Source organism: Variovorax paradoxus, assembly GCF_022009635.1.
Classification (GTDB): domain Bacteria; phylum Pseudomonadota; class Gammaproteobacteria; order Burkholderiales; family Burkholderiaceae_C; genus Variovorax.
Window position 1 is genome coordinate 5,787,473 of record NZ_CP091716.1, and the last position, 25,316, is coordinate 5,812,788.

Consider the following 25,316-nt stretch of genomic DNA (forward strand, 5'->3'; position numbering starts at 1 on the left):
CACTCGTCACGCCTTCTGCCGCGCACGCTCCTAGCAGGCAACCCACGATGTACCCCAAGAACCGCCTCGACGCGCTGACCGACGGCATCTTCGCCGTGGCCATGACCATCCTCGTGCTCGACCTGCGGATCCCCGACGAAACCGCCGTGGGAGCGAGCGAGGCGTCGTTCTACCAGGCCCTGCTGGCGCTGAGCCCCAAGTTCGTTCCGTACCTGCTGAGCTTCTACGTGCTGGGCGCGAGCTGGCTGTCGCTGATCAAGGCCCGCTCGCGCGGCGAATCGGTGGGCGCGGGCTACGCGAAGTGGAGCCTGTTCTATCTGCTGTTCGTGACGCTGCTGCCGTTCTCCACCGTGCTCATGGGCCGCTTCACTTCGCACACGGTGGCAACGGCCATCTACGCGGTGAACATCGGCATCATGGCCGCCACGGCCTTCCTGCTGATGTCGCTCCTGCCGGACCCGGTAAAGGACGCGCACTGGGTGGACCGGCGCATTTCGCTGCTGGTGCTGCTGGCGTCCTGCGTGCTGACGATCGTGCTGAGCTTCTTCAGCCCCGGCAAGGCGCTGTTCGCGTTCCTGCTGAACGGCTTGGCGGGTACGCTGGTGCGGCTTTACCTGCGGCGCGTGCCTACGCCGGGCTGAGCCGGCAGCATCGAGCGCAGCAGCATCAACACCGCGCACACGATGGGCGCCAGCGCAAGCAGCCGGCCGGGCTCGAAGGCCAGCCCCGCGACGGCGCCAACCAGGCAGCCGGCCCAGATCCACCCCGGCACCGCCTCCCAGCCGCGCCGGTGCGCCACGGCGAAACCGATCAACGCCACCCAGCCGAACAGGCCACCGAAGACCGAGAGCACCCAGCTCAGCAGGTAGAACGCCGAATCCGCATCGCGGAACGCGAGCGCGGTGCCCAGGCCACGCCAGGTGTTCCACCAGCCGTCGAACAGCAGGAAACCGGTGGCCGAGGCGGCCCACCAGAAGAACGCGTAGAAGCTTGCGATGCCCGCCAGTGCCGCGAGCCAGCCGAGCAGGCGGCGGCTGATGTCGTCGAAAGGCATGTGATCGCGCCAAGTGGCGATCTGTCCGTTGTCCATATCCCGTGCTCCATTGAAGAGTTGGCAATGGGCACGAAGTTAGGCAGCGGATGCGCGGGCTGCGTGAAGCCCGTGTGAAGTGCCGGAATCAGTTCGTTTCGGAAATGCCCAGCTCGGAGCACACGCGCCCGAGCAGCGCCTTGAGCGAGGCCACCTCGGTTTCGAGCCGCGCCACGTTGGCCTTGAGCGCGGCGACCTCGCCCAGCGACACGTCGTGCGGCGCATAGGCCGCGTCGGACGACGCGCTCCCCGGTCCCGCGACTTCTTCCGCCGGCGCGCCGCTCAGAAGGTGCGCCCAGCGGCTTTCGCGCGCGCCGGGCAGTCGCGCCAGCTTGACGACCAGCGCGCCGGCCGGGCGTTCCGCCAGTTCGTTGAGGAAACCCTCGACCGATGAGATGTCGGCAAAGTTGTGCATGCGGTCGCAAGCGATGCGCAGCTCGCCCGCCGTCTGCGGGCCGCGCAGCATCAGCACGGTCAGCAGGATCACCGACTGCGACGGAATGCGCAGCACGCGGTCGATGTTGTGCTCGTAACGGTAGGCGCGCCCGCCGCTGGTCTCGGCGACGAGGCTGTAGCCCTTCAGGCTGTCGATGGCGGCCTGCACCTGCGACTCGGTGAGTTCGAGCACCGGGTTGCGGCTCGTCTTCTGGTTGCAGCCCGACACCAGCGAGTTGAGCGTGAGCGGGTAGCTGTCGGGCACGGTGCGCTGCTTCTCGGCCAGCACGCCGAGCACACGGGTTTCGAGGAGGGACAGGACGGGCAACGGAGTGGACATGACCAGGCAGAAATTCTCGAAAGTGAAAACACGAAGCACCGCACGGGGCGCGACCGCGTCGCGAGCCCCATGCGCGAAAGAACTCAACCGCCGTTGATGCGGCTGACCAGCGCCTTGGTGAAGGCCTCGGTGCCCGCCGTGCCGCCCAGGTCGCCGGTGCGCACCTTGTCGATGTTCAGCGTCTGGTCGATGGCGGTGCGCAGGCGCGTGGCCAGCTCCGGCAGCCTGACGTGGTCGAGCATGAGCGCGGCGGCCAGCAGCAGCGCGGTCGGGTTGGCGATGCCCTTTCCGGCGATGTCGGGCGCGGAGCCGTGCACCGCTTCGAAGATCGCGGCGTCGGCACCGATGTTGGCGCCGGGCGCCATGCCCAGGCCGCCGACGAGGCCGGCCACCAGGTCGGACAGGATGTCGCCGAACAGGTTGGTCGTGACCAGCATGTCGAACTGCCAGGGGTTCAGCACCAGCTTCATGGCGCAGGCGTCGATGATGACCGTGTCGAGCTCGAACTTGCCCTTGTACTTCTTCTCGTACAGGTCCAGGCCGGTCTCCAGGAAGATGCCCGTGAGCGCCTTCATGATGTTGGCCTTGTGCACGATCGTGACCTTCTTGCGGCCCGTGGCCACGGCCGTCTCGAAGGCGTACTCCAGCAGGCGGCGGCTGCCCTGGCGGGTGTTGATGCCGGTGGCCATGGCCACGGCATGCGGGTCTCCGTCGATGGGCACGTAGTGCTCGTGGCCGATGTACAGGCCCTCGAGGTTCTCGCGCACGACCACCAGGTCGATCTTGTCGAAGCGGCCGCCCGGAATGATGGTGAGCGCGGGACGCAGGTTGGCGTACAGCTGGAATTCTTCGCGCAGCCGCACGTTCGACGAGCGGTAGCCGCCGCCCGACGGCGTTTCCAGGGGCCCCTTCAGCGCGAGGCGGGTGCGGCGGATGCTGTCCAGCGTGGCCAGAGGCAGCGGATCGCCCGCGGCCACCACGCCGCCCAGGCCGGCGATCTGGCGGTCCCACTCGAAGGGCGCGCCCAGCGCATCGAACGCGGCCAGCGTGGCGTCGACGATTTCGGGGCCGATGCCGTCGCCGGGAATCAGGGTTGCGGGAATGCGAGGGGAGGTCATCGGCGGTGTCTCACTTTCTGTATCGGGGGCTGGAGCATACGTCGCGTGTGCGACAGCGCCAGGTGCCACAGTGCTCAAGGCACTGCTTGCCTGAGGTGTTTGTGGTACGCGAAGGTGCCGATGACGCCCTGGACATAGAAGTAGAAAAAGACCAGCGACATGAACAGGCTGGAAGCGCCGACATGCCCTTCCGAGATGAGGACGAACTTGGCGAAAGCGAAATACCCCAGCATCAGAACCGCGCAGACGCGGCTCTTCTTGTAGATGCCGAACCAGCGCCGCGCCCGCGCGTCGATGCCTGCGGCATGGGGTCGATATGGCGGTGAAACGCATCCCGGGACGCGGCCACCTAAAATGCCCGGTTCCCCGTCTGCCACTCCGAAAGCGCCCTTCCCGATGTCCGCCCCGCGCAAGCTCTTCGTTACCACCGCCCTGCCGTACGCCAACGGCAAGTTCCATATCGGCCACATGATGGAATACATCCAGGCCGACATCTGGGTGCGGAACCAGCGAATGAACGGCGCCGACGTCAACTTCGTGTGCGCCGACGACGCCCACGGCGCGGCCATCACCATCGCGGCCGACAAGGCCGGCGTGACGCCGCAGGCCTTCGTGGCCGAGATCGCGGCCGGCCGCAAGCCCTACCTCGACGGCTATCACATCGCCTTCGACAACTGGCACTCGACCGACGCGCCCGAGAACCACCAGCTCGCGCAGGACATCTACCGCGACCTGCGGGCCAACGGCCTCATCGCCACCAAGAGCGTCGAGCAGTTCTACGACCCGCAAAAGGGCATGTTCCTGGCCGACCGCTTCATCAAGGGCGAGTGCCCCAACTGCCATTCGAAGGACCAGTACGGCGACAACTGCGAGGTGTGCGGCGCCGTGTACGCGCCCACCGAGCTGATCAACCCCTACTCGGCCCTGTCGGGCGCCAAGCCCGAGCTGCGCAGCTCCGAGCACTTCTTCTTCAAGCTGTCGGACCCGCGCTGCGAGGCCTACCTGAAGGAGTGGACCGCGGCCCCCGGCCACGTGCAGCCCGAGGTGCAGAACAAGATCCGCGAATGGCTCTACAAGGACGACGAAGGCAAGGGCGGCCTCGGCGACTGGGACATCAGCCGCGACGCGCCCTACTTCGGCATCGAGATCCCCGATGCGCCGGGCAAGTACTTCTACGTGTGGCTCGACGCGCCCGTGGGCTACCTGGCCTCGCTGAAGAACCTGCTGGACAAGCGCTGCATCGAGCTGGGCGGCGACGGCATCTCGTACACCGAGTACATGGCCGACCCCGAGCTGGAGCAGGTGCACTTCATCGGCAAGGACATCATCACCTTCCACACGCTGTTCTGGCCCGCGATGCTGCATTTCAGCGGCCGCAAGGCGCCCAACGCCGTGTACGTGCACGGCCACCTGACGGTGAGCGGCGAGAAGATGAGCAAGAGCCGCGGCACCGGCATCGACCCGCTCAAGTACCTGTCGATCGGGCTCGACCCCGAATGGCTGCGCTACTACATCGCCGCCAAGCTCAACGGCCGCAACGAAGACATCGACTTCAACCCCGAGGACTTCGTGGCGCGCGTCAACAGCGACCTCGTGGGCAAGTACATCAACATCGCGAGCCGCGCGGCGGGCTTCATCGGCAAGCGCTTCGGCGGCAAGCTGGGCGAGGTGTCGGCCGACGGCGACGCGCTGCTGTTCACGCTGCGCGACGCGGCGCAGCAGATCCACTCGCTGTACGACGGCCGCGACTACGCCCGCGCGCTGCGCGAGGTGATGGCGCTGGCCGACAAGGTGAACGAGTACGTCGACCAGAACAAGCCCTGGGAACTGGCCAAGAAGGAAGGCGCCGAGGCGCGCCTGCACGACGTGTGCACCGTGTGCATCGAGGCCTTCCGCCTGCTCACGCTGTACCTGAAGCCGGTGCTGCCGGCGCTGGCCCTGAACGTCGAGGCATTCCTGAAGACCTCGCCCCTGGTCTGGGCCGATGCGACGCAGTCGCTGCCCGCGGGCCACGCCATCGGCGACTACAAGCACCTGATGCAGCGCGCCGACCCCAAGCAGGTCGACAAGCTGTTCGACGCGCCTGAAGCCGCGGCGGCACCAGCCGTCGCGACGCAAGCCCAGGAGCTGCCCGGCGGCGAAGCCATCGCGCCCACCATCACCATCGACGACTTCGCGAAGATCGACCTGCGCATCGCGAAGATCGTGGCCTGCGAGAAGGTCGAAGGCTCGACCAAGCTGCTGCGCCTGACGCTCGACGCCGGCGAGGGCAAGACCCGGAACGTGTTCAGCGGCATTGCCTCGGCCTACCAGCCGGAGCAGCTCGTGGGCAAGCTCACGGTGCTGGTCGCCAACCTCGCGCCGCGCAAGATGAAGTTCGGCGTGAGCGAAGGCATGGTGCTGGCCGCGAGCCACGGCGACGAGAAGGCCCACCCCGGCATCCACGTGCTGGAACCGTGGCCGGGCGCGACGCCGGGCATGCGCGTGCGCTGATCGCTGGCCGGCACGACGACATCATGGTCACGCTGCTGCACCGCGCACTTCTGCTGCTGTCGCTTTCTGCCCTGTTGAGCGGCTGCGCGGTGGTAGCAGTGGCGGACACCGCCGTCAGCGTTGGAGTCGGCGCCGTGGGGCTGGCGGCCGATGCGGCCATCGGCACCGCACGCATCGCCGGCAAGGCCGTGGGCGCCACGGCCGACGCGGTGATTCCCGACAGCAAGTAAGCAGAGTTCAGTCCGCCAGGCCCAGCCGGGCCACGTGCGGCGGCGTGTGCAGCGCCTTCTGCTTGCGCACGAAGGCCGAGCGCAGCGCGGCGTGCGGCTCGGCCGGGTCGAAGAAATTGCGGCGCATGTGCGCCAGTTCCTCGTCGCGGTACTGCCGCAGCGGCTTGATTGCTTCGTCCCGTTCGCGCGCCGCCTTCTTCTTCGCGATGCGCGCGGGCAGCTCGGGCGAAGCGGCGAGTTCCGTCGCCAGCCGGGTCACTTCAGCTCCCAGCTCCTCGGGTGCCGCCTGCAGCACGCGCTCCGCCATGCCGAGCGCGACGGCGCGCTTCGCGCTCACCGGCAGCGCCGACTGTGTGAGCCGCTGCGCCTCGGCCTCGCCCACGCGGCGTGGCAGGGTGTAGGTCCAGTACTCGGAGCCGTGGAGGCCCATCAGAACGTAGTGCGGGTTGAGCACCACGCCGTCGCGGCACCACACCTCGTCCGCCGCCAGCGCGAGCATCACGCCGCCGGCCGCAGCGTTGCCGCCCAGTGCCGACACGGTCAGCCGGTCTGTGGTGGCGAGCACCGCGTGGACGAGGTCGTTCATCGCGTTGATGTTGGCCCACGACTCCTCGGCCGGACTCTCGGCCGCCTCGATCACGTTGAGGTGGATGCCGTTCGAGAAGAAATCGCGCACGCCGCCCAGCACCAGCACCGAAGTCGGGCGCGTGCAGGCGAAGCGATAGGCCTCCAGCAGGCGGCGGCATTGCACGGTGCTCATTGCGCCGCCGGGGAAAGAGAAGTTCAGCACGCCAACCTCGCCGGCCCCGCCGTGTTCGCTGTAGCGGATGTCGGTCCAGGTGCGGCGGCCGGCCGGCAGCTGGAGCGGCGCCGGCACTTCGGGCACCTCGAAGGGCAGCAGCTCGCCCAGCGCTTCGACCGCCGGCAGCTTGTAGCTCGGCAGCTCCGAGCCGGGCGCGCGCCAGGGCCGCAGTTGGGGGATCCACACCGCCCCGTCGACAGTGGCGCGGCAGATGGCGCCGGCGCGGGTGGCGATCAGTTCTCCGGCGGCACCGCGCAGCTCGTCTTCTGGATGGCCGCCGTGCAGGTACCACTGCGCGCCCAGCAGTTCGTCGAGCACGCCGGGTTGGGAATCGGCGGCGCGCAACTGGCGCAGCACCGACGCGGTCGAATCCGCTCGCCAGTCGATGCGCCGCTGCGCCTGCTTCATGAACGGGCGCCAGCCGGCAGCCAGGTCGGCGGCCCGCTGGGGCTGCGGCTTGTACCTGCCCGAGGCGAAGCGCTCCACCGCGAGCATCACCGCGTCGACGGCGGCATCGGCCACTTCGCCCCGGTACAGGTCGCTCTTGCCCGCGAGCGCCGGCACCTTGAAGGGCGACCAGGCCCAGACATCGCCCGCGTCCATTTCGGCCACCGCTTCGAGCACGGTGACGCCCCAGCTTTCGGCGCCGCCTTGCAGGGTCCAGTCGAGCGACGAAGGGCCGCGGTCGCCCGGCGGGCCGGGGTGCACGATCAGGCAGGTGTGGGCGCGCCAGACGTCCTCGGGAATCGCGGTGGTGAGCATCGGCGCCACGATCAGCCCGGGTGCGTGGCGTCGCACGGCGGCGCGCAGGGCATCGTCGTCGCCGAGGGCCAGTTCCACGCCCACGGTGTGGCCGTGGTCCTGGAGTTCGGCAAGAACCCGTTGCGTCAGGCTGTTGAACGCGCTTGCGACAAGCAGGATGTGCATCGGACGCCTTCAGTAATGTTGGTGTCTAAATGTCAACGAACGTCAGAAATGTATCTCGATGAATCGGCACCGATAAGCTGCCCAAAAGTACACACCGGGGGTTGCCCCAGGGCGCGCCAGGCGTGCAGGCCACAATCGGAGGCCCCATGCATTTCCCCTTGAATCTCGCCCGCTTTCGTCCACGCCTGATGGACGCGCTCGCGGACTACGACCGCGCGCGCTTCTTCCGGGACCTGGGCGCCGGCGCGATGGTCGGCATCGTGGCGCTGCCGCTGGCCATGGCTTTTGCCGTCGCGTCGGGGATCAGGCCAGAGGCCGGCATCTGGACGGCGGTCACCGCGGGCTTCCTGATCTCGCTGCTGGGCGGCTCGGCCGTGCAGATCAGCGGTCCGGCGGCCGCGTTCGTGGTGATCGTCTACGGCATCGTCGAGCGCTACGGCGTGGCCAACCTGTTGATCTGCACCGCCTGCGCCGGCGTGCTGCTGTTCATGGCGGGGCTCTTCGGACTGGGGCGGCTGCTGCGCTTGGTGCCGATGTCGATCGTGGTGGGCTTCACCAACGGCATCGCGGTGCTGATCCTGCTGTCGCAGCTCAAGGAGCTGCTCGGCCTGGCGGTGGCGAAGATGCCGGCCGACCCCTTTTTGCAACTGCACGCGATGGCGCTGCAGCTCGGCAGCTTCAACCCGCATGCCTTTGCGCTGGGCGTGGCCTGCGTGGCCGGCCTGCTGCTGTGGCCTCGGTTGCTGCGCGCCGAGTCGAAGATCGGCGCCGCGGTGCTGCGCGCCGGCGGCCGCGTGGCGCGCTCGCGGGGCGTGCAGATGAGCGCGCGCGTGCCCGGCCCGGTCGTCGCGCTGGTCACGCTCACGCTGCTGTCCTGGGGCCTCGAACTGCCCGTGGAGACCATCGACACGCGCTTCGGCGGCATTCCCGAAGGCGCGCCGGCTTTCGCGCTGCCCGACTTCTCATGGGAAACGGTGAAGCAACTGGTCATGCCCACGCTGACCATCGCGCTGCTTGGCGCCATCGAGTCGCTGCTGTGCGCCCGGGTGTCCGACCAGATCAGCGGGCAGTCTCCGCACGATCCCGACCAGGAGCTGATGGCGCAGGGCGTCGCGAACGTGGTCACGCCTTTCTTCGGCGGCATGCCGGCCACGGGCGCCATCGCGCGCACCGTGACCAACATCCGCTCTGGCGGCACCTCGCCTGTCGCGGGCATGGTGCATGCGCTGACCTTGCTGCTGGTGGTGCTGCTGGCCGCGCCGCTCGCGCGCCATGTGCCGCTGGCGGTGCTGGCGGGCATCCTGGTGTTCGTGGCACTGAAGATGGGCGAGTGGCGCGAGTTCGCGCCCACGCGGCTGCGGCAACTTGACCGGCACTACCGGCTGTTGATGCTCGGCACCTTCTTCCTCACCGTGGTGTTCGACCTGACGGTGGCGATGCAGGCGGGTATCGTGCTGGCGTGCGTGTTGTTCATGCGGCGCATGAGCGGGCTGTTCAGCGTGGAGCTGGTGATGCTGCAGCCGCCGGTGCTCACCTACCGCATCTACGGCGCGCTGTTCTTCGGCGCCGCGGCCAAGCTGGACGAGGCGGTGAACGCCGCCGAACGCGCGCCGCGCGGCATGACGGTGGTGCTCGACGCGATGCACCTGATCTACCTCGACGCCACGGGCATCGCCGCGCTGCGGCGACTGCACCGCGCGGTGCTGGCGCGCGGCGGGCTGCTGCGCATCGAGTCGCTGCAGCCCCAGCCGCGCGAGGCGATCGAGCGCTCCGGCTTTGCGGAGGAGCTGGTGGCGGGCCGCCCCGCCGACGCCCCCGGCGCCTGAAAGCGCCGAAGCGGAATCAGGGCGCTTCGGTACCCCGGTCGGGCGACGAGCCGCTGCGCACCACGCGCTGGTCGTCGTTCAGGGTGGCGGTGAAGACCATCGGCGAGCTCGGCGGCTGCACCCAGCGCCATTCCCATTCGGTCTCGCGCCTGAGTGCGTAGGGCGTGACCTTGGCGGGCTTGCCGAGCATCTTGCGCAGGTCTTCCATCATCATGCCGGGCTGCACCCGGGCGAAGTTCTCGGGCGTCAGCACCTGGCGCAGCGCGCTCATCTTGCCGTCCGTGCCGATGGTGATCATGTAGTTCTTCTGGCCCTGCGGCTGGCGGTTGTATTCGAAGATGCGGCCGCGGTTCGGGCCGTCCCAGATGTTCTCTGGCTCGCCGAAACGGGCGCGCACATCGGCCTCGGTGGAGACGCCTTCCTCGAGCTCGCTGATGTTCTTGGAGTCGCAGGCCGCGAGCCCCGCCACGACCGCCAGCAACGCGGTTGCCATGCCGATCCGCCATCCTCGCCGATGCTTCATGCCGTCCCCGGTAAAATTCACGCCATAAAGGTCCAGTCTATGTCCATCTTCCGCCGCCCCCACTACTCTTCCGAGATCACGAACTTCATCGAGCAGATGAAGGAAAAGAAGCCAACGCTGGAAGCCGAACAGCGCGCCGGCCGCGCCCTGCTGTGGGACAAGCACCTCGACCGCAGCCTGCTCGAGGAATACAGCGAAGCCCGCGTGGCGCAGCAGCCCTACGTCTACCAGACCCAGCCCAAGTAATTCATCAGTGACGCCGAATTGGCATCCAACGCCCGTCCGCATTGCGCCGACAGCTATTGAAATGATAGCGATCGACCAATGAACGGAGACGAGGACAACGGCACGCTCGTGGTCGGCATGCCCGACGTGATCGACCAGGTCGCGCTCGCGAGGCTCTATGGCGAGCCGCTGTTCGCGATGCCGAAGGACCTGTACATCCCGCCCGAGGCGTTGCAGGTGTTCCTCGAGGCCTTCGAAGGCCCGCTGGACTTGCTGCTCTACCTGATCCGCAAGCAGAACTTCAACATCCTCGACATCCCGATGGCGGGGCTCACGCGGCAGTACCTGAGCTACGTCGACGAGATCCGCCAGACCAACCTCGAACTCGCGGCCGAGTACCTGCTCATGGCCGCGATGCTGATCGAGATCAAGTCGCGCATGCTGCTGCCGCCCAAGAAGGTGGCCGACGGCGAGGAAGCCGAAGACCCGCGCGCCGAGCTCGTGCGCCGCCTGCTCGAATACGAGCAGACCAAGCTGCAGGCCGCCGCCATCAGCGCCATGCCGACCTACGGCCGCGACTTCTGGAAGGGGCAGGTCTACATCGAGCAGTCGCTGAAGCCGCGCTTCCCCGACGTCGACGTGGCCGAGCTGCGCGACGCCTGGGCCGACATCATGAAGCGCGCCAAGCTCGTGCAGCACCACAAGATCTCGCGCGAGGAGCTCAACGTGCGCGAGCACATGAGCATCGTGCTGCGCCACCTGCAGGGGCAGCGCTTCGTGGAATTCGAGAAGCTGTTCGATGTGTCGCGCGGCACGCCGGTGCTGATCGTCACCTTCATCGCGATGCTCGAGCTCGCGAAGGAAACGCTGATCGACATCACGCAGGCCGAGGCTTTTGCTCCCATCTACGTCAGATTGGCCTATTCGCCAAGCTGACCCAACCGGCTCCCCGACCCAGTGACTTCCGCCGTGCGCGACTTCGACGTCCTCATCGTCGGCAGCGGCCTGGCCGGCCTCTCGGCCGCGCTGCACCTGGCGCCCACGCACCGCGTGGCCGTGCTCACCAAGCGCGCGCTGAACGACGGCTCCAGCGCCTGGGCGCAGGGCGGCATCGCGGCGGTGCTGGCGGCGGGCGACAGCTTCGACGCGCACGTCGAAGACACGCTGGTGGCCGGTGCCGGCCTGTGCGATGCCGAGGCCACGCGCTTCGTGGTCGAGCATGCGCCCGAGGCCATCGGCTGGCTGCGCGAGCTGGGCGTGCCCTTCTCTGAAGAAGACGGCGGCCTGCACCTGACGCGCGAAGGCGGCCACAGCCAGCGCCGCATCGTGCACGTGACCGACGCCACCGGCGCGGCGGTGCAGCAGGTGCTGATCGAGCGGGTGCGCCGCACGCCGAACATCACGCTGTTCGAGCACCACACGCTGGTCGACCTGATCACCGGCCGCAAGCTCGGGCTCGACGACCCGGCCTGCCTGGGCCTTTACGCGCTCGACGACCAGACCGACGAGGTGCTGGCCTTCCGCGCGCCGCACACCATCCTGGCGACGGGCGGCGCGGGCAAGGTCTACCTCTACACCACCAACCCCGACACGGCCACCGGCGACGGCATCGCCGCCGCCTGGCGCGCGGGCTGCCGGGTGTCGAACATGGAGTTCATCCAGTTCCACCCGACCTGCCTGTACCACCCGCATGCCAAGTCCTTCCTGATCAGTGAGGCGGTGCGCGGCGAAGGCGGGCTGCTCAAGCTGCCCGACGGCACGCGCTTCATGCCCAGGCACGACGAGCGCGCCGAGCTCGCCCCGCGCGACGTGGTGGCCCGCGCCATCGATTTCGAGATGAAGAAGCACGGCCTGGACTGCGTGTACCTCGACATCTCGCACCAGCCGGCCGCGTTCCTGAAAGAGCACTTTCCCAACATCCTGGCGCGCTGCCTGGAGCTGGGCATCGACATCACGCGCGAGCCCATCCCCGTGGTGCCGGCCGCGCACTACACCTGCGGCGGCGTGCTCGGCGACCTGAGCGGGCGCACCGATGTGCCGGGCCTCTACGCCATCGGCGAAACTGCCTGCACGGGCCTGCATGGCGCCAACCGGCTGGCCAGCAACTCGCTGGTCGAGTGCATGGTGTTCGCGCGCGCCGCCGCCGGCGCCATCGCCGCGGCACCGGTGCGCGAACGCGCCGAGCTGCCCGCCTGGGACGACAGCCGCGTCACCGACGCCGACGAGGCCGTGGTCATCTCGCACAACTGGGACGAGTTGCGCCGCTTCATGTGGGACTACGTCGGCATCGTGCGCACCAACAAGCGCCTGGAGCGCGCGAGCCACCGCATCGCGCTGCTGCAGGCCGAGATCCACGAGTTCTACGCGAACTTCCACGTCACGCGCGATCTGCTCGAGCTGCGCAACCTGGTTCAGGTGGCCGAGCTGATCGTGCGCTCCGCGCAGGCCCGCCACGAGAGCCGTGGCCTGCATTTCAGCCGCGACTACCCTTCGCTCGCCGAGCACGCCGCACCCACGGTGCTGGTGCCGCCGGCCGACCGATAGGCCCCACCCGCTTCGTTTTCTTCACTCAAGGATGCCCGGCCACCGACGCCCGCAGGGAGAAACCCAACCATGTCGAACACCACACCGCCGACCGAAACGCCACCGGCCTCGCCCTACGGCACGCTGCCGCCGGCCTCCCCGCCCGCGTCGCGCAAGCCCGTGAGCCTGCCGCGCCTGGCCGACATGCACGCACGCGGCGAAAAGATCGCCATGCTCACGGCCTACGACGCCACCTTCGCGGCCATGGCCGACGCGGCCGGCATCGACTGCCTGCTGGTCGGCGATTCGCTCGGCATGGTCTGCCAGGGCCTGAACAGCACGGTGGGCGTGAGCCTGGAAGCCATGCGCTATCACACCGACAGCGTCTCGCGCGGCCTGCGCCGCGTGCAGGGCACGGCCTGGCTGATTGCCGACCTGCCCTTCGGCAGCTACCAGGAATCGCGCGAACAGGCGCTGCGCAGCGCCACCGTGCTCATGCAGGCCGGCGCGCACATGGTCAAGCTCGAAGGCGGCGGCTGGACCGCCGACACGGTGCGCTTCCTGGTCGAGCGCGGCATTCCCGTCTGCGCCCACCTGGGCCTGACGCCGCAGACGGTACATGCGCTGGGCGGCTACCGCGTGCAGGGCAAGGGCGACGCCGCCGGCGCGCTGCTGAAGCAGCAGGCCCATGCGCTGCAGGACGCGGGCGCCGCGATGCTGGTGCTCGAGATGGTGCCGGCCGCGCTGGCCGCCGAACTCACGGCCGAGCTGACGCGCTGCGCCACCATCGGCATCGGTGCCGGCCGGGCCACCGCCGGACAGGTGCTGGTGTTGCACGACATGCTGGGCATCAACCTCGGGAAGATGCCGAGGTTCGTGCGCAACTTCATGGCCGACGCGCCGGGCGTGCTGCCCGCGCTGAAGGCCTACGTGCAGGCCGTCAAGGACGGCAGCTTTCCCGACGACCGACTCCACGCCTGGTAAAGACCAAGGAACCGCTCTCATGTACATCGCACACACCATCGAAGAACTGCGCGGGCGCCTGTCCGCCAGCCAACGCCCCGCCTTCGTGCCCACCATGGGCAATCTGCACGACGGCCACATCGCGCTGGTGAAGCAGGCCAGGCCGCTGGGCGACGTCACGGTCGCGAGCATCTTCGTGAACCGGCTGCAGTTCCTGCCGCACGAAGACTTCGACACCTACCCGCGCACCTGGGACAGCGACTGCGAGAAGCTGCGCGCCGCCGGCTGCGACGTGCTCTTCGCCCCTACCGAGAAGGTGCTCTACCCCGAGCCCCAGACCTGCAAGGTGCACCCCGACCCGGCGCTGGCCGACATCCTCGAAGGGCACTTTCGCCCCGGCTTCTTCATCGGCGTGTGCACGGTGGTGATGAAGCTCTTCCAGTGCGTGCAGCCGCGCGTGGCGGTGTTCGGCAAGAAGGACTACCAGCAGCTGATGATGATCCGCCACATGGTGCGGCAGTTCGCGCTGCCCATCGAGATCGTGGGCGGCGAGACCTTTCGCGCCGACGACGGGCTGGCCCTCTCGTCGCGCAACGGCTACCTGAGCAAGGACGAGCGCGCCGAGGCCGTGCAGCTGTCGAGGGCGCTGCGGGCCATGGCCGAGGCGGTGCGCGAGGGCGAGCGCGATTTGGCCGCGATAGAAGCGCGGGCAATGCAGTCGCTGGCGCAGCGGGGCTGGCAACCGGACTATCTTGTGCTGCGGCGGCGCACCGACCTGCAGGCGCCGTCCGCCGGGGAGCCGCTCGTGGCGCTGGCCGCGGCGCGCCTGGGCAGCACGCGGCTGATCGACAACCTGGAGATCGAGGCTTTCGCAACGCCATGAGCTACAGCGTCAAGGAAATCTTCTACACCCTGCAGGGCGAGGGCGGCCAGGCCGGCATGCCGGCCGTGTTCTGCCGCTTTGCAGGCTGCAACCTCTGGAGCGGCCGCGAGAGCGACCGCGACACCGCCGTCTGCCGGTTCTGCGACACCGACTTCGTCGGCACCGACGGCACGCTGGGCGGCAAGTTCAAGACCGCCGACCTGCTGGCCGACACCATCGCCGCGCAATGGCCGGCCGGCGATGCCGACCATCGGCTGGTGGTGCTCACCGGCGGCGAACCGCTGCTGCAGGTCGACGCGGCGCTGGTCGACGCGCTGCATGCGCGGCGCTTTCGCATCGCCGTGGAGAGCAACGGCACGGTCGAGGCGCCCGAGGGCATCGACTGGCTGTGCATCAGCCCCAAGGCCGGCGCGCCGTGGGTGCAGCAGCGCGGCCAAGAGCTGAAGCTGGTGTGGCCGCAGACCGAGTTCGACCTCGACACGATGGCGCGCACGGGCGAATTCACGCACCGTTTCCTGCAGCCCATGGACGGGCCCGACCGCATCGCCAACACCGAGCTGTGCATTGCGGAGTGCATGCGTCAGCCAGCGTGGCGGCTCAGCGTGCAGACGCACAAGATCACCGGCATCCGCTGAAGCGGACAGCCTCTTTTCCCCCAGAGTTTCTTTTTCGACGATGCGCTTCACCATCAGCCAACGCTTTTTCTTCGACGCCGCCCACACGCTGAAGCGGGAGATCGAAGTGGAAGGCAGCCGCCGTATCCACGGCCACACGTACCACGCGGAGGTGTGGCTTGCCGGGGAGCGCGATCCGGTGACGGGAATGGTGATCGACCTGGGGTTGCTGCGTCGCCGGCTGGAGGATGTGCGCGAGCAGCTCGACCATCACCTGCTGGATGACGTGCCGGGGCTGCATCCGCCGACGCTGGAGAACCTTTGCGTGTTCATTGCGGATGCGTTGCCGGATTTGCGGGCGTCGCTGGCGCGGGTGAGGGTCTGGCGCGAGGCGTTGGGCGACAGCTGCACCGTGGACTTCTAGGTTTTTCTCCCTCCCCTCCCGGGGGAGGGCTGGGGTGGGGCAAGCGGCGCCACCACTGGGCACGCTCTGCCTGGCCCCAACCCAGCCTTCCCCCAGAGGGGGAAGGAGCAATGCGGGTCAGGCGGCGCCGATGCCGGCTACCAGACTGCCAGGCGCCTGGCCGTTCTTCAGCCCGGCCGTGAACGCCAGCATCCGATCGATCGGCACCCGCGCCCGCAACCCCAGCGCCGGATCCACATGGATCTCGCCCGCGCCGGTTTCCAGCGCATTCGCCAGCTCCACCAACCCGTTCATAGCCATCCAGGGGCAATGCGCGCAGCTCTTGCAGGTGCCGCCGTTGCCCGCGGTAGGTGCCTCGATGAAAGTCTTGCCCGGATTCAGCGTACGCAGCTTGTGCAGCATGCCGCTGTCGGTGGCGACAATGAATTCGCTCGCGTCCATGCGCTGCGCCGCATTCAGGATGGCGGAGGTCGAACCCACCGCGTCCGCCAACGCGATCACGTCGGACGGCGACTCGGGGTGCACCAGCACCTTGGCTTTCGGATGCTGCTTCATCAGCAATTCGAGTTCCAGCGCCTTGAACTCGTCGTGCACGATGCAGGCGCCGTTCCAGCTGACCATGTCGGCGCCGGTCTGGCGCTGGATGTAGTCGCCCAGGTGCCGGTCGGGGCCCCAGAGAATTTTTTGCCCCGCCGCGTGCAGCGCATTCACCACGTCGAGGGCGCAGCTCGAGGTGACGAGCCAGTCGGCGCGCGCCTTCACGGCCGCGCTGGTGTTGGCGTAGACGACCACGGTGCGGTCGGGATGCTGGTCGCAGAAGGCACTGAACTGCTCGACCGGGCAGCCCAGGTCGAGCGAGCAGTTCGCGTCCAGGTCGGGCATCAGCACGCGCTTTTCGGGCGAGAGGATCTTCGAGGTCTCGCCCATGAAGCGCACGCCCGACACCACCAGCGTTTGCGCGGCATGGTCGCGGCCGAAGCGCGCCATTTCGAGCGAGTCGCTCACGATGCCGCCGGTTTCCTCGGCCAGGTCCTGCAGGTCGGGGTGCACGTAGAAGTGCGACACCATCACCGCCCCTCTTCCCCCGTCATGTTCGCGCAGCAGGCGGCGGATGCGTTCCTTTAGCGCGATGCGTTCATGGGGCGAAGGCTCGGGCGGCACGCGGGCCCAGGCTTGGCGGGTGTCGCAGACGGAGCCGGCCTGCGATCCGGCGGGTTGTTCGTAGTCGACGTCGATGACGGAAGCGGTCGTCATGGCAAGGCGGCTCAGTTGTCCTGGAAGCGCATCGAATAGTCGACGGCTTTCACGTCCTTGGTCAATGCGCCGACGGAAATACGGTCGACGCCGGTTTCGGCCAGCGCGCGCAGGCCGTCGAGCGTCACGCCGCCCGAGATTTCGAGCACGGCCTTGCGGTCGCCGCCCACGGCGTCGTTGATGCGCACGGCTTCGCGCAGCGTGGGCAGGTCCATGTTGTCGAGCAGCACCATGCGCGCGCCGGCTTCCAGCGCCTCGTGCAACTGGGCCAGCGTCTCGACCTCGACCTCGACGAAGGCTGCCTGCGACGCCACCGGCGCGACCGCACGCAAGGCCGCGGCCACGCCGCCGGCGGCGGCAATGTGGTTTTCCTTGATGAGCACGGCGTCGTACAGGCCGATGCGGTGGTTCAGGCCGCCGCCGGTGCGCACCGCGTACTTCTGCGCCAGGCGCAGGCCCGGAATGGTCTTGCGCGTGTCGACGATGCGCGCGCGCGTGCCGCGCACCGCATCGGCATAAAGGGCGGTCTTGGTGGCGACCGCGCTCAGCAGTTGCAGGAAGTTGAGCGAAGTGCGCTCGGCCGTGAGCAGCGCGCGGGCCGCGCCTTCGATCTCGAGCACGACCTGGTCGGCCGCGCAGCGCTCGCCTTCGGCGCAGCGCCACTCGATGCGCACTTCGGGGTCGAGCTGCCGCAGCGTGGCCTCGACCCAGGGGGCGCCGCACACCACGGCGGCTTCGCGTGCCAGCACGCGGGCGCGGGCACGGCGGGCGGGATCGACCAGCGACGCCGTCAGGTCGCCATCGGCAACGTCTTCTTGCAGCGCGCGTGCGGCATCGGCGCGGGCCAGCGCGGCCACGGCCGACGCTGAAAAATCAAAGCGAAGGCTCATGGCTCTTTCTGTCTCTTCAGTCTTTTTCAGGAGGATTGGCGGGGGGACGGCGCGGGCGCGACGGACTCGGGCACCGGGTCGCGGCCGGTCAGGGCGGCGACGGCGTCCTGCGGACCCATGCGGCCATCGAGCAGCGCGACCACGCCCTCGGAGATCGGCATTTCGATGCCGAGTCCGCGCGCGCGCTGCACCACGGTGCGGGCGCAGTACACGCCCTCGGCCACGTGGCCCAGCGAATCGACCGCCTGGGCCAGCGTGCGGCCCTGGGCCAGCAGCAGGCCGACCTTGCGGTTGCGCGACAGGTCGCCGGTGGAAGTCAGCACGAGGTCGCCCAGGCCGGAAAGGCCCATGAAGGTCTCGGCGCGGGCGCCGAGCGCGAGGCCCAGGCGCGTCATTTCGGCAAGGCCACGCGTGATGAGCGCGGCGCGGGCGTTGAGGCCGAGCGCCAGGCCGTCGCACAGGCCGGTGGCGATGGCCAGCACGTTCTTGACGGCACCGCCCACTTCCACGCCCACGATGTCCTCGTTGGCATAGACGCGCAGCGCCGGTCCGTGGAAAGCCTCGACGAGCGCGTCGCGCACGGCGGCATGGGGGCTGGCGGCTACCAGCGCGGTGGGGCGCCCTTCGGCGACTTCCTGCGCGAAGCTGGGGCCGCTGAGCACGCCCGCGGCCAGGTCGGGTGCGACCTGCGCCCGGATTTCGTGGGCGAACAGGCCGAAGGATGCGGGAGACGCGTCGAGCGCGGGCTCGACGCCCTTGCACAGCCACGCCACCGGCGCGGTGGTGCCGCGCAGTGCAACGAGCTGTTCACGCAGGGCGGCCATGGGCGTGGCCACGATGACGAGGTCGGCGCCGGCCCGTGCCTGGCCGATGTCGCCCGCGCGCACGGCGAGCGAGGCCGGCAGTGCCAGACCTGGCAGGTAACGGGTGTTTTCGCGGGCCTTCGAAATGGCGTCGGCCTGGGCCGCGTCGCGGGCCCAGAGCGTGACCTCGTGGCGGCCCGCCGCATTGACGGCGACCGCCGTGCCCCAGGCACCGGCGCCATGAACGCAGATCTTCATCGGCGTTGGCGGCGTCGTGCCGGCTTACTGTGCGAGGGTGGGCGCGGCCTGGCCGGCGGCCTGTGCCTGCTGCTGCTCGTACATGGCCTGGAAGTTGATTTCAGCCAGGTGCACGGGCGGGAAGCCGCCGCGCTGGATCACGTCGGCCACGTTGCCGCGCAGGTACGGGTACACGATTTGCGGGCAGGCGATGCCGAGGATGGCGCCCATCTGCTCTTCGGGCAGGTGGCGGATCTCGAAGATGCCGGCTTGCTTGGCTTCGACCAGGAACACGGTCTTGTCCTGGATCTTGGTCTGCACGGTGGCCGACACGGTGATCTCGAAGATGCCTTCGGCCACGGGCTGTGCGTCCACGCCGAGCTGGATGTCGACGGTGGGCTGTTCCTGCTCCAGCAGGATCGCGGGCGAATTGGGTTGTTCGAGCGACAGGTCCTTGAGGTAGACGCGCTGGATCTGGAAGACGGGATCTTGGGCTTGCTGGTCGGCCATGGCTGAACTTTCGAGGATCAAAACAATGCCCGCCGGGGAGAGGTTCCCGCAGCGGGCTGCAGATGAATAGGCGAACGATTATCGCCCGACGACCGGGTCGCTTTTGCGACGCCGGTTGCTTTCTGTTTCAGGCGCCCTGCAGCAGGGGCACGAGGCCGCCGCGGCTGTCGAGGGCCATGAGGTCGTCGCACCCGCCCACGTGGGTGTCGCCGATGAAGATCTGCGGCACCGTGCGGCGCTGGGTGATTTCCATCATGGTGTTGCGAGCCTGGGGGTCGGTGTCGATGCGGATCTCTTCGATCTGCTCGACACCCTTGGACTTGAGGATCTGTTTCGCACGCGTGCAGTAGGGGCAAACGGCGGTGGTGTACATCTTGACTGCTTGCATACGATTCATCTCGGGGAAATTCAGGCCTTTTCAACCGGCAGGTTAGCCTCTTTCCAGGCTTTCAGCCCGCCGGCCACCGCTTGGGCCTGCTCGTAGCCGAGCTTCTTGGCCACGGCCACGGCGCGCTGGGCGCGGGCGCCGGTGGCACACACCAGCAGCAAGGGCACGGTCTTGTTCTTGACCGCGCCGGTCAGCTTTTCCTCGAGCTGGTTCAGGGGCACGTTCTTGGCGCCGATCATGTGGCCGGCGGCAAACTCCTCGGGCTCGCGCACGTCGACCAGCACGGCGCGTTCGCGGTTGATGAGCTGCACGGCGCCCTGCGCGGTGAGCGTTCCGCCGCCCGCCCCCCGCACCAGCGGCCAGGCCAGCATGGCACCCGAGCTGAGCGCGATCAGGATCAGCATCCAGTTCGCGGTGACGAATTCGATCAATTTCACGGGGGTTCCTTGAATGGCAAACCGGGGATTTTAGAATGCGGGGTTTCGCAAGCGCAGCCAAAGGCCTCCCTCATGCACAAACTGGTATTGATCCGTCACGGTGAATCGACCTGGAATCTTGAAAACCGCTTCACCGGATGGACGGACGTCGACCTCACCGACACCGGCGTGGAGCAGGCCAAGCAGGCCGGCCGGCTGCTCAAGGCCGAAGGCTACGACTTCGACGTCGCCTACACGAGCGTGCTCAAGCGCGCCACACGCACCCTGTGGCACACGCTCGACGAGCTCGACCGCACCTGGCTGCCGGTGGTGCATTCCTGGCGCCTCAACGAGCGCCACTACGGCGGCCTGCAGGGCCTGAACAAGGCCGAAACCGCCAAGAAATACGGCGACGAGCAGGTGCTGGTCTGGCGCCGCAGCTACGGCACCCCGCCGCCGCCGCTGGAAGCCAACGACCCGCGCAGCGAGCGCTCCGACGTGCGCTACGCCAAGCTGTCGCCCGAGCAGATTCCCCTTACCGAGTGCCTGAAGGACACGGTCGCCCGCGTGCTGCCGTTCTGGAACGAATCGATGGCGCCGGCCATCCGCGCCGGGCGCCGGCTGGTGGTGGCCGCCCACGGCAACTCGATCCGCGCTCTCGTGAAGTACCTGGACGGCATCTCCGACGACGCGATCGTCGGGCTGAACATTCCGAACGGCATTCCGCTGGTCTACGAGCTCGACGACGACCTCAAGCCCCTTCGCAGTTACTACCTCGGCGATGCCGCCGCGGCCGAAAAGGCCGCCGCCGCGGTGGCCTCGCAGGGTAAAGGCTGAAGAAACCCTCTCCTGCCGGCCCATTCGTGGAACCCCGGCAGGCAATTTGCTTCCAAGCTGTGTATATTGGTTCGACAGCCGCCGACAAGGACAACCACTCATGATGGGCCAGAAACTGAAGATCACCGGCTGGGTCGCCGCCGGCGCCGTAGCAGGCGTCCTGACCACCGTCTCGTTGCAGACAGTCGCACGCGGTTCGCTTGCGCCACTGCCGCTCGAGGAATTGCAGCAGCTCGCTGCCGTCTTCGGCATGGTCAAGAGCGACTACGTCGAGCCGGTCGACGAGAAAAAGCTCATCTCCGACGCCATTTCCGGCATGGTCGCCGGGCTCGACCCGCATTCCCAGTACTTCGACAAGAAGTCCTTCAAGGAATTCAGGGAAGGCACCACCGGCCGGTTCGTCGGCGTGGGCATCGAGATTTCGCAGGAAGACGGCCTGATCAAGGTCGTTTCGCCCATCGAAGGCTCCCCGGCTTTCCGCGCCGGCCTCAAGCCCAATGACCTGATCACCAAGATCGACGACACCGCCGTACGCGGCCTGTCGCTGAACGAGGCGGTCAAGCGCATGCGCGGCGAAGCCAACACCAAGGTGTTGCTGACCATCTTCCGCAAGGACGAGAGCCGCACCTTCCCGGTCACGATCACGCGCGAGGAAATTCGCACGCAGTCGGTGCGCGGCAAGATCATGGAGCCCGGCTACGGCTGGATCCGCCTGTCGCAATTCCAGGAACGCACCGTCGACGACTTCGTCAAGAAGATCGACGAGATGTACAAGGAAGACCCGAACCTCAAGGGCCTGGTGCTCGACCTGCGAAACGACCCGGGCGGCCTGCTCGACGCGGCGGTGGCGGTGTCGTCGGCCTTCCTGCCCGAGAACGTCACGGTCGTCACCACCGACGGCCAGCTGGCCGAGAGCAAGTCGATCTACAAGGCGGCGCCGGAGTACTACCAGCGCCGTTCGGGCAGCGACCCGCTGCGCAGCCTGCCCGCGGCGCTGAAGACCGTGCCGCTGGTGGTGCTGGTGAACGAAGGCTCGGCCTCGGCCAGCGAAATCGTCGCCGGCGCTCTGCAGGACCACAAGCGCGCCACCATCATGGGCAGCCAGACCTTCGGCAAGGGCTCGGTGCAGACGGTTCGCCCGCTCGGCCCCGACACCGGCCTGAAGATCACCACCGCGCGCTACTACACGCCGAGCGGCACCTCGATCCAGGCCAAGGGCATCGTGCCCAACGTGCTGGTCGACGAAAGCGCCGAGGGCAGCCCCTTCGCCGCCCTGCGCATGCGCGAGGCCGACCTCGAGAAGCATCTGGCCAGCGGCCAGGGCCCCGAAGTCAAGGACCCGGAACGCGAAAAGGCCCGCGACGAAGCCCGCAAGCGCCTCGAGGAAGAAGCCAAGAAGCCGCCGCAGGACCGCAAGGTGCCCGAGTTCGGCACCGACAAGGACTTCCCGCTGGTGCAGGCGCTCAACCGCCTGAAGGGCCAGCCCGTGCTCGTGAGCAAAACGCAGGTCATCGTCGACAACAAGGAAGAAAAGAAGGAAAACTGAGCCCGGTGGCGCATGGAAGATAGCCAGCTGCTGCGCTACTCGCGCCACATCCTTCTGGAGGAATTCGGCATTGACGGGCAGGAGCGCGTCAGTGCCGGACGGGTTCTCATGATCGGCGCCGGCGGGCTGGGCTCGCCGGTTGCGCTCTACCTTGCCGCCGCAGGGGTCGGCCACATCGTGCTGGTCGACGACGACGAGGTCGATCTCACCAATCTCCAGCGCCAGGTCGCCCACACGCACGCGCGGGTCGGGCTGTCCAAGGTCGAATCAGCCGCGCAGGCCATGCGCGACATCAACCCCGACATTTACATCGAGACGCACGCGGTGCGGGCCGACGATGCACTGCTGTCGCGCCTGGTCAGTCAGGCCGACGTGGTGATCGACTGCTGCGACAACTTCGCCACCCGGCAGGCCGTCAATCGTGCCTGCGTGGCGCATGCCAAGCCGCTGGTTGCCGGTGCGGCGATCCGCTTCGACGGGCAACTGAGCGTGTACGACACGCGCGATGCGGCTTCCCCCTGCTATGCCTGCCTGTTCCCGCCAGACGCGACTTTCGAGGAAACGCGCTGCGCGGTACTGGGCGTGTTCGGTCCCGTGGTCGGAACGATCGGCACGCTGCAGGCCAGCGAAGCGCTCAAGCTGCTCGCCGGCATCGGTCCGTCATTGGCGGGCAAGCTGTTGATGTTCGACGGACGCAGTACCAGCTTCGACACCTTGCGTGTGGCGCGGGACCCGCATTGCAGCGTCTGCGGGCAACGTCCCCACGCTTAGGGCTGCTTCACAGGCTGCTTGGCGCCCTTCGCCTTCGCGGCGCCATTGGCTGCCGCCCCTGCCGTCGGGCGGTTCGCATCGCCCAGCACGCCCTTGCAATCGGCATCTTCGCCCGGCCCGGTCTCGATGGTCGCGGCCAGCGCCAGCAAAGGATTGATGGCCCCCAGCGCCAGCGCGGCCAGCCCGCGCTCGGCCAACGGCGTCACCTGCAGGCCGCCCTTGGGCGCCCCGAACGTACCGCTCACCACCAGCGGCGTGCGGATCGAGAGGATGCTCTTGCTCTTCGGCTCCGGGCGGATCACGAAATCCAGGCCCTCGGTCGCAAGATTGGCCTGGCCGGTGGCGGTGAACACCGCGTTGGTCGTGTCCAGCACCAGCGTGCGTCCGGTCATCAGCCCCTTGTTCACGTCGAAGGCCAGGGCCGCGCAGCGCAGCTCCACATTGCGGTCGCCGCGCAGCAGGAACTTGATGATGTCACCGCCCACCAGCGTCGCGAACACGGGCAGCAGGTTGCCGAACTGGCCGCGCCCCGAGATCACAGCCACGTCGCCGGACACGCCGCCCAGCCAGTTGGCCACCGTGCTGCCCGAACCCGACAGGTTGACGCGCCCGTCCAGCCGTCCCACGCTGTTGCCGGTGGTCTCCAGCTTGGGGAACAGGCGGGCCAGCTGCATGGCGCGCACATCGAGCGAGGCGCGGATGTCCGCCGGGTTCTTCGAGGCGTCGATGCGGATCGCACCGCCGAGCTTGCCGCCGGCCACGCCCAGGTCGAGCGGATCGAGCGTGAGCACACCGTTGTCCAGCTTCACCTGCACGCTGCCACGGTCGAGCGGAATGTCGCGCACGTTCTGGATGCGGTCTGCGGTGTACTTGACGTCGGCATTCATGGCGCGCAGACGCTCGAAGTCGAGCGGCGCGGTGGGCAGCACCTTGCCGCCCGCCCGCTTGACCTGCGTCACGGTCGGCGGGGGCGCCACGCCTTCCACCGTGTTGGCGGTGCGCGCGGTGGGCGGCAGGCCGATCAGCGGGCCGAGGTCGTCCATGTCCATCACCCGCGAGCGCAGTTCGCCCGACAGGTGCGGCAGCTTGCCGGCCTGGTCGAAACGCATGTCGCCGGAAATGTCGGACAGGCCCAGCTTGCCCTTGAGGCCAGCCACGCCCCACAGGGTGCCGCGCTTGCTCAGGTCGCCGCTCAATGCGTAGGGCGAGGTCTGCGGCAGCGCGATGCCCAGCAGCGGGAACAGCGCACCCAGCGTCTGACCCTTGAGTTCGAACTTGGCGTCGATGCCATCGAGCCCCGAGAGCTCGGCCACGGTGCCGCTCGCCTTCAACTGGGTCTGGCCGGCGGCCGCGTTGATTTCCAGCGGGAACGGCGGCGCGCCCGTGGCGTTGATCTGGAGCACGTTGCCGGTGCGGCCGTTGGCGGTCAGCGGCTGGCCCTTGTAGCGGCCCTTGATGCGGTAGCTGAGCGGCATTTCGCCGCGGCTGGTGTCATAGCTCAGGTCGGCATGCAGGTCGACGCCCAGATGCTTGGCCAGGAAGTCGACCGCCCCGCTGTCGACCTGTATCAGGCCGATGCTGGGCACGGTGCCTGAATCGGAGGTGTCCTTGCCAAGCGCCCAGGTGCGGCGCCCGTCCTGCTCCATCTGCAGGCCCACGGTGGGCGAGAACAGCGCCAGGCGCGGAATGTTCACCTTGCTGGCCAGAAGCGGCCAGATGCGGATGTCGAACTCGGCCCGGTCCGCCTTCACCAGGTAGGGGTCCCGCGCCCACGAGGGGTTCGCGAACTCGATGCCGTCGAACTTGACGGTGGCCTGCCGCCAGCCGAGGTTCACGTCGAGCCGGCGCGTGATCTCGAACTTGCGGCCGGTCTTCTCGCTCACATAGCGATTGACAGGCTCGCGCAGCACGTCCCACGGAAAGAACGCCAGCACCAGCACCAGCGCGGCCAGCAGCAGCACCACGAAAGCCAGCAGTTTCTGCCACAGGGGCCGTGAGCGAAGAATGTTCGTTGCCATGTCTTATGGAATACCTTGGGCACGACCCGTCCAGGGTCGGCAGTAGACCGCAGAAACCGTGCGGCATTGCCTACGGCGGAAGCTTTGTTTGTGCATCGTCGGAACCCGCCTACAACGCCCGGTCCTTGAAGCTTGCATGATGCGCGACAAGGAGGCCTCAATGTCCACTTGCAGGCATTCCCACAGGCGGGGGCGCTTCGGATGCTCCTGCCAACGTAAGAGGAAGCGCG

At 68.1% G+C, this 25,316-nt stretch carries 27 protein-coding genes; 14 read left to right on the plus strand and 13 right to left on the minus strand.

Annotated elements, in window-relative coordinates; genetic code table 11:
• The first annotated feature begins 47 nt into the window (after positions 1-47).
• A complete protein-coding gene (locus L3V85_RS26865; protein WP_237675711.1) occupies positions 48-641 on the plus strand; it encodes a TMEM175 family protein in 594 nt (197 codons plus the stop codon).
• On the opposite strand, the gene L3V85_RS26870 is transcribed toward L3V85_RS26865, so the two are convergent.
• The 4 genes from L3V85_RS26870 to L3V85_RS26885 form a co-directional block, all read right to left on the minus strand.
• Positions 611-1,090, minus strand: coding sequence for a hypothetical protein (locus L3V85_RS26870; protein ID WP_237675712.1), 480 nt, complete (start codon positions 1,088-1,090; stop codon positions 611-613). The two genes, L3V85_RS26865 and L3V85_RS26870, sit on opposite strands and share 31 nt — an antisense overlap.
• Positions 1,091-1,178: 88 nt before the next feature.
• Positions 1,179-1,865, minus strand: a complete 687-nt coding sequence (locus L3V85_RS26875) for a YceH family protein (RefSeq protein ID WP_237675713.1) — start codon at positions 1,863-1,865, stop codon at positions 1,179-1,181.
• Between the two features lie 83 nt (positions 1,866-1,948).
• Positions 1,949-2,983, minus strand: a complete 1,035-nt coding sequence (locus tag L3V85_RS26880) for an isocitrate/isopropylmalate dehydrogenase family protein (RefSeq protein WP_237675714.1) — start codon at positions 2,981-2,983, stop codon at positions 1,949-1,951.
• Positions 2,984-3,057: 74 nt separating this feature from the next.
• A complete protein-coding gene (locus L3V85_RS26885; RefSeq protein ID WP_237675715.1) occupies positions 3,058-3,360 on the minus strand; it encodes a hypothetical protein in 303 nt (100 codons plus the stop codon).
• Positions 3,361-3,379: 19 nt separating this feature from the next.
• Here L3V85_RS26885 and metG point away from each other — a divergent pair, with 19 nt between their 5' ends.
• Complete coding sequence (gene metG / locus L3V85_RS26890; RefSeq protein ID WP_237675716.1) at positions 3,380-5,476, plus strand: methionine--tRNA ligase; 2,097 nt, start codon at positions 3,380-3,382, stop codon at positions 5,474-5,476.
• On the plus strand, positions 5,440-5,706 hold the full coding sequence (locus L3V85_RS26895; RefSeq protein WP_237675717.1) for a hypothetical protein: 267 nt from the start codon (positions 5,440-5,442) through the stop codon (positions 5,704-5,706). The genes metG and L3V85_RS26895 overlap by 37 nt, the downstream gene beginning before the upstream one ends.
• Before the next feature lie 7 nt (positions 5,707-5,713).
• Here L3V85_RS26895 and L3V85_RS26900 read toward each other — a convergent pair whose 3' ends face one another.
• Positions 5,714-7,435: an enoyl-CoA hydratase-related protein gene (locus L3V85_RS26900; protein ID WP_237675718.1), complete on the minus strand. Its 1,722-nt coding sequence runs from the start codon at positions 7,433-7,435 to the stop codon at positions 5,714-5,716.
• A 146-nt stretch (positions 7,436-7,581) separates the two neighbouring features.
• Between L3V85_RS26900 and L3V85_RS26905 the strand changes: the two genes are divergently transcribed.
• Entirely contained in the window at positions 7,582-9,261 is a 1,680-nt protein-coding gene (locus L3V85_RS26905) for a SulP family inorganic anion transporter (RefSeq protein ID WP_237675719.1), read from the plus strand.
• A gap of 16 nt (positions 9,262-9,277) precedes the next feature.
• Here the strand turns inward: L3V85_RS26905 and L3V85_RS26910 are convergent, their stop codons facing one another.
• Entirely contained in the window at positions 9,278-9,754 is a 477-nt protein-coding gene (locus L3V85_RS26910; RefSeq protein ID WP_237675720.1) for an outer membrane protein assembly factor BamE, read from the minus strand.
• A 69-nt stretch (positions 9,755-9,823) separates the two neighbouring features.
• Between L3V85_RS26910 and L3V85_RS26915 the strand changes: the two genes are divergently transcribed.
• From L3V85_RS26915 to L3V85_RS26945, 7 genes are all read left to right on the plus strand, one after another.
• On the plus strand, positions 9,824-10,030 hold the full coding sequence (locus L3V85_RS26915; RefSeq protein WP_237675721.1) for a DUF3460 family protein: 207 nt from the start codon (positions 9,824-9,826) through the stop codon (positions 10,028-10,030).
• A 78-nt stretch (positions 10,031-10,108) separates the two neighbouring features.
• Positions 10,109-10,945: a segregation and condensation protein A gene (locus L3V85_RS26920; RefSeq protein WP_237675722.1), complete on the plus strand. Its 837-nt coding sequence runs from the start codon at positions 10,109-10,111 to the stop codon at positions 10,943-10,945.
• 33 nt (positions 10,946-10,978) lie between these two features.
• Positions 10,979-12,553, plus strand: a complete 1,575-nt coding sequence (gene nadB, locus L3V85_RS26925) for an L-aspartate oxidase (RefSeq protein WP_237680656.1) — start codon at positions 10,979-10,981, stop codon at positions 12,551-12,553.
• Positions 12,554-12,622: 69 nt separating this feature from the next.
• On the plus strand, positions 12,623-13,516 hold the full coding sequence (panB, locus tag L3V85_RS26930; RefSeq protein ID WP_237675723.1) for a 3-methyl-2-oxobutanoate hydroxymethyltransferase: 894 nt from the start codon (positions 12,623-12,625) through the stop codon (positions 13,514-13,516).
• 19 nt (positions 13,517-13,535) lie between these two features.
• Complete coding sequence (panC, locus tag L3V85_RS26935) at positions 13,536-14,378, plus strand: pantoate--beta-alanine ligase (protein WP_237675724.1); 843 nt, start codon at positions 13,536-13,538, stop codon at positions 14,376-14,378.
• On the plus strand, positions 14,375-15,013 hold the full coding sequence (gene queE, locus L3V85_RS26940; RefSeq protein ID WP_237675725.1) for a 7-carboxy-7-deazaguanine synthase: 639 nt from the start codon (positions 14,375-14,377) through the stop codon (positions 15,011-15,013). Before panC ends, queE begins: the two co-directional genes overlap by 4 nt.
• Positions 15,014-15,053: 40 nt before the next feature.
• Positions 15,054-15,416: a 6-pyruvoyl trahydropterin synthase family protein gene (locus L3V85_RS26945; protein ID WP_237675726.1), complete on the plus strand. Its 363-nt coding sequence runs from the start codon at positions 15,054-15,056 to the stop codon at positions 15,414-15,416.
• Between the two features lie 117 nt (positions 15,417-15,533).
• Here L3V85_RS26945 and nadA read toward each other — a convergent pair whose 3' ends face one another.
• From nadA to L3V85_RS26975, 6 genes are all read right to left on the minus strand, one after another.
• Positions 15,534-16,670 (minus strand): quinolinate synthase NadA, encoded by a 1,137-nt coding sequence (gene nadA, locus L3V85_RS26950; RefSeq protein ID WP_237675727.1) that lies wholly within the window; start codon positions 16,668-16,670, stop codon positions 15,534-15,536.
• A gap of 11 nt (positions 16,671-16,681) precedes the next feature.
• Positions 16,682-17,560, minus strand: coding sequence for a carboxylating nicotinate-nucleotide diphosphorylase (gene nadC, locus L3V85_RS26955; protein ID WP_237675728.1), 879 nt, complete (start codon positions 17,558-17,560; stop codon positions 16,682-16,684).
• Between the two features lie 26 nt (positions 17,561-17,586).
• Positions 17,587-18,621 (minus strand): NAD(P)H-dependent glycerol-3-phosphate dehydrogenase, encoded by a 1,035-nt coding sequence (locus tag L3V85_RS26960; RefSeq protein ID WP_237675729.1) that lies wholly within the window; start codon positions 18,619-18,621, stop codon positions 17,587-17,589.
• Between the two features lie 24 nt (positions 18,622-18,645).
• A complete protein-coding gene (gene secB / locus L3V85_RS26965) occupies positions 18,646-19,110 on the minus strand; it encodes a protein-export chaperone SecB (RefSeq protein WP_093133231.1) in 465 nt (154 codons plus the stop codon).
• A gap of 127 nt (positions 19,111-19,237) precedes the next feature.
• Positions 19,238-19,498 (minus strand): glutaredoxin 3, encoded by a 261-nt coding sequence (gene grxC, locus L3V85_RS26970; RefSeq protein WP_106937051.1) that lies wholly within the window; start codon positions 19,496-19,498, stop codon positions 19,238-19,240.
• 20 nt (positions 19,499-19,518) lie between these two features.
• Entirely contained in the window at positions 19,519-19,902 is a 384-nt protein-coding gene (locus L3V85_RS26975) for a rhodanese-like domain-containing protein (protein ID WP_414080248.1), read from the minus strand.
• 105 nt (positions 19,903-20,007) lie between these two features.
• Between L3V85_RS26975 and gpmA the strand changes: the two genes are divergently transcribed.
• From gpmA to L3V85_RS26990, 3 genes are all read left to right on the plus strand, one after another.
• The gene (gpmA, locus tag L3V85_RS26980) at positions 20,008-20,751 is read left to right on the plus strand and encodes a 2,3-diphosphoglycerate-dependent phosphoglycerate mutase (protein WP_237675730.1); all 744 of its coding nucleotides are present in this window, start codon (positions 20,008-20,010) and stop codon (positions 20,749-20,751) included.
• Positions 20,752-20,854: 103 nt separating this feature from the next.
• Entirely contained in the window at positions 20,855-22,297 is a 1,443-nt protein-coding gene (locus L3V85_RS26985) for a S41 family peptidase (RefSeq protein WP_237680658.1), read from the plus strand.
• 12 nt (positions 22,298-22,309) lie between these two features.
• On the plus strand, positions 22,310-23,068 hold the full coding sequence (locus tag L3V85_RS26990; protein WP_237675731.1) for a HesA/MoeB/ThiF family protein: 759 nt from the start codon (positions 22,310-22,312) through the stop codon (positions 23,066-23,068).
• Here L3V85_RS26990 and L3V85_RS26995 read toward each other — a convergent pair.
• Positions 23,065-25,086, minus strand: a complete 2,022-nt coding sequence (locus L3V85_RS26995; protein WP_237675732.1) for an AsmA family protein — start codon at positions 25,084-25,086, stop codon at positions 23,065-23,067. The two genes, L3V85_RS26990 and L3V85_RS26995, sit on opposite strands and share 4 nt — an antisense overlap.
• Positions 25,087-25,316 lie beyond the last annotated feature (230 nt).

Excerpts from the sequence above, each read along its gene's own strand:
- L3V85_RS26865 (WP_237675711.1), top strand. The coding sequence starts at position 48 with ATGTACCCCAAGAACCGCCTCGACGCGCTGACCGACGGCATCTTCGCC.
- L3V85_RS26870 (WP_237675712.1), bottom strand. The coding sequence starts at position 1,090 with ATGGACAACGGACAGATCGCCACTTGGCGCGATCACATGCCTTTCGAC.
- L3V85_RS26875 (WP_237675713.1), bottom strand. The coding sequence starts at position 1,865 with ATGTCCACTCCGTTGCCCGTCCTGTCCCTCCTCGAAACCCGTGTGCTC.
- L3V85_RS26880 (WP_237675714.1), bottom strand. The coding sequence starts at position 2,983 with ATGACCTCCCCTCGCATTCCCGCAACCCTGATTCCCGGCGACGGCATC.
- metG (WP_237675716.1), top strand. The coding sequence starts at position 3,380 with ATGTCCGCCCCGCGCAAGCTCTTCGTTACCACCGCCCTGCCGTACGCC.
- L3V85_RS26900 (WP_237675718.1), bottom strand. The coding sequence starts at position 7,435 with ATGCACATCCTGCTTGTCGCAAGCGCGTTCAACAGCCTGACGCAACGG.
- L3V85_RS26905 (WP_237675719.1), top strand. The coding sequence starts at position 7,582 with ATGCATTTCCCCTTGAATCTCGCCCGCTTTCGTCCACGCCTGATGGAC.
- L3V85_RS26910 (WP_237675720.1), bottom strand. The coding sequence starts at position 9,754 with ATGGCAACCGCGTTGCTGGCGGTCGTGGCGGGGCTCGCGGCCTGCGAC.
- L3V85_RS26915 (WP_237675721.1), top strand. The coding sequence starts at position 9,824 with ATGTCCATCTTCCGCCGCCCCCACTACTCTTCCGAGATCACGAACTTC.
- L3V85_RS26920 (WP_237675722.1), top strand. The coding sequence starts at position 10,109 with ATGAACGGAGACGAGGACAACGGCACGCTCGTGGTCGGCATGCCCGAC.
- panB (WP_237675723.1), top strand. The coding sequence starts at position 12,623 with ATGTCGAACACCACACCGCCGACCGAAACGCCACCGGCCTCGCCCTAC.
- panC (WP_237675724.1), top strand. The coding sequence starts at position 13,536 with ATGTACATCGCACACACCATCGAAGAACTGCGCGGGCGCCTGTCCGCC.
- queE (WP_237675725.1), top strand. The coding sequence starts at position 14,375 with ATGAGCTACAGCGTCAAGGAAATCTTCTACACCCTGCAGGGCGAGGGC.
- L3V85_RS26945 (WP_237675726.1), top strand. The coding sequence starts at position 15,054 with ATGCGCTTCACCATCAGCCAACGCTTTTTCTTCGACGCCGCCCACACG.
- nadA (WP_237675727.1), bottom strand. The coding sequence starts at position 16,670 with ATGACGACCGCTTCCGTCATCGACGTCGACTACGAACAACCCGCCGGA.
- nadC (WP_237675728.1), bottom strand. The coding sequence starts at position 17,560 with ATGAGCCTTCGCTTTGATTTTTCAGCGTCGGCCGTGGCCGCGCTGGCC.
- L3V85_RS26960 (WP_237675729.1), bottom strand. The coding sequence starts at position 18,621 with ATGAAGATCTGCGTTCATGGCGCCGGTGCCTGGGGCACGGCGGTCGCC.
- secB (WP_093133231.1), bottom strand. The coding sequence starts at position 19,110 with ATGGCCGACCAGCAAGCCCAAGATCCCGTCTTCCAGATCCAGCGCGTC.
- grxC (WP_106937051.1), bottom strand. The coding sequence starts at position 19,498 with ATGCAAGCAGTCAAGATGTACACCACCGCCGTTTGCCCCTACTGCACG.
- L3V85_RS26975 (WP_414080248.1), bottom strand. The coding sequence starts at position 19,902 with ATGCTGATCCTGATCGCGCTCAGCTCGGGTGCCATGCTGGCCTGGCCG.
- gpmA (WP_237675730.1), top strand. The coding sequence starts at position 20,008 with ATGCACAAACTGGTATTGATCCGTCACGGTGAATCGACCTGGAATCTT.
- L3V85_RS26985 (WP_237680658.1), top strand. The coding sequence starts at position 20,855 with ATGGGCCAGAAACTGAAGATCACCGGCTGGGTCGCCGCCGGCGCCGTA.
- L3V85_RS26990 (WP_237675731.1), top strand. The coding sequence starts at position 22,310 with ATGGAAGATAGCCAGCTGCTGCGCTACTCGCGCCACATCCTTCTGGAG.
- L3V85_RS26995 (WP_237675732.1), bottom strand. The coding sequence starts at position 25,086 with ATGGCAACGAACATTCTTCGCTCACGGCCCCTGTGGCAGAAACTGCTG.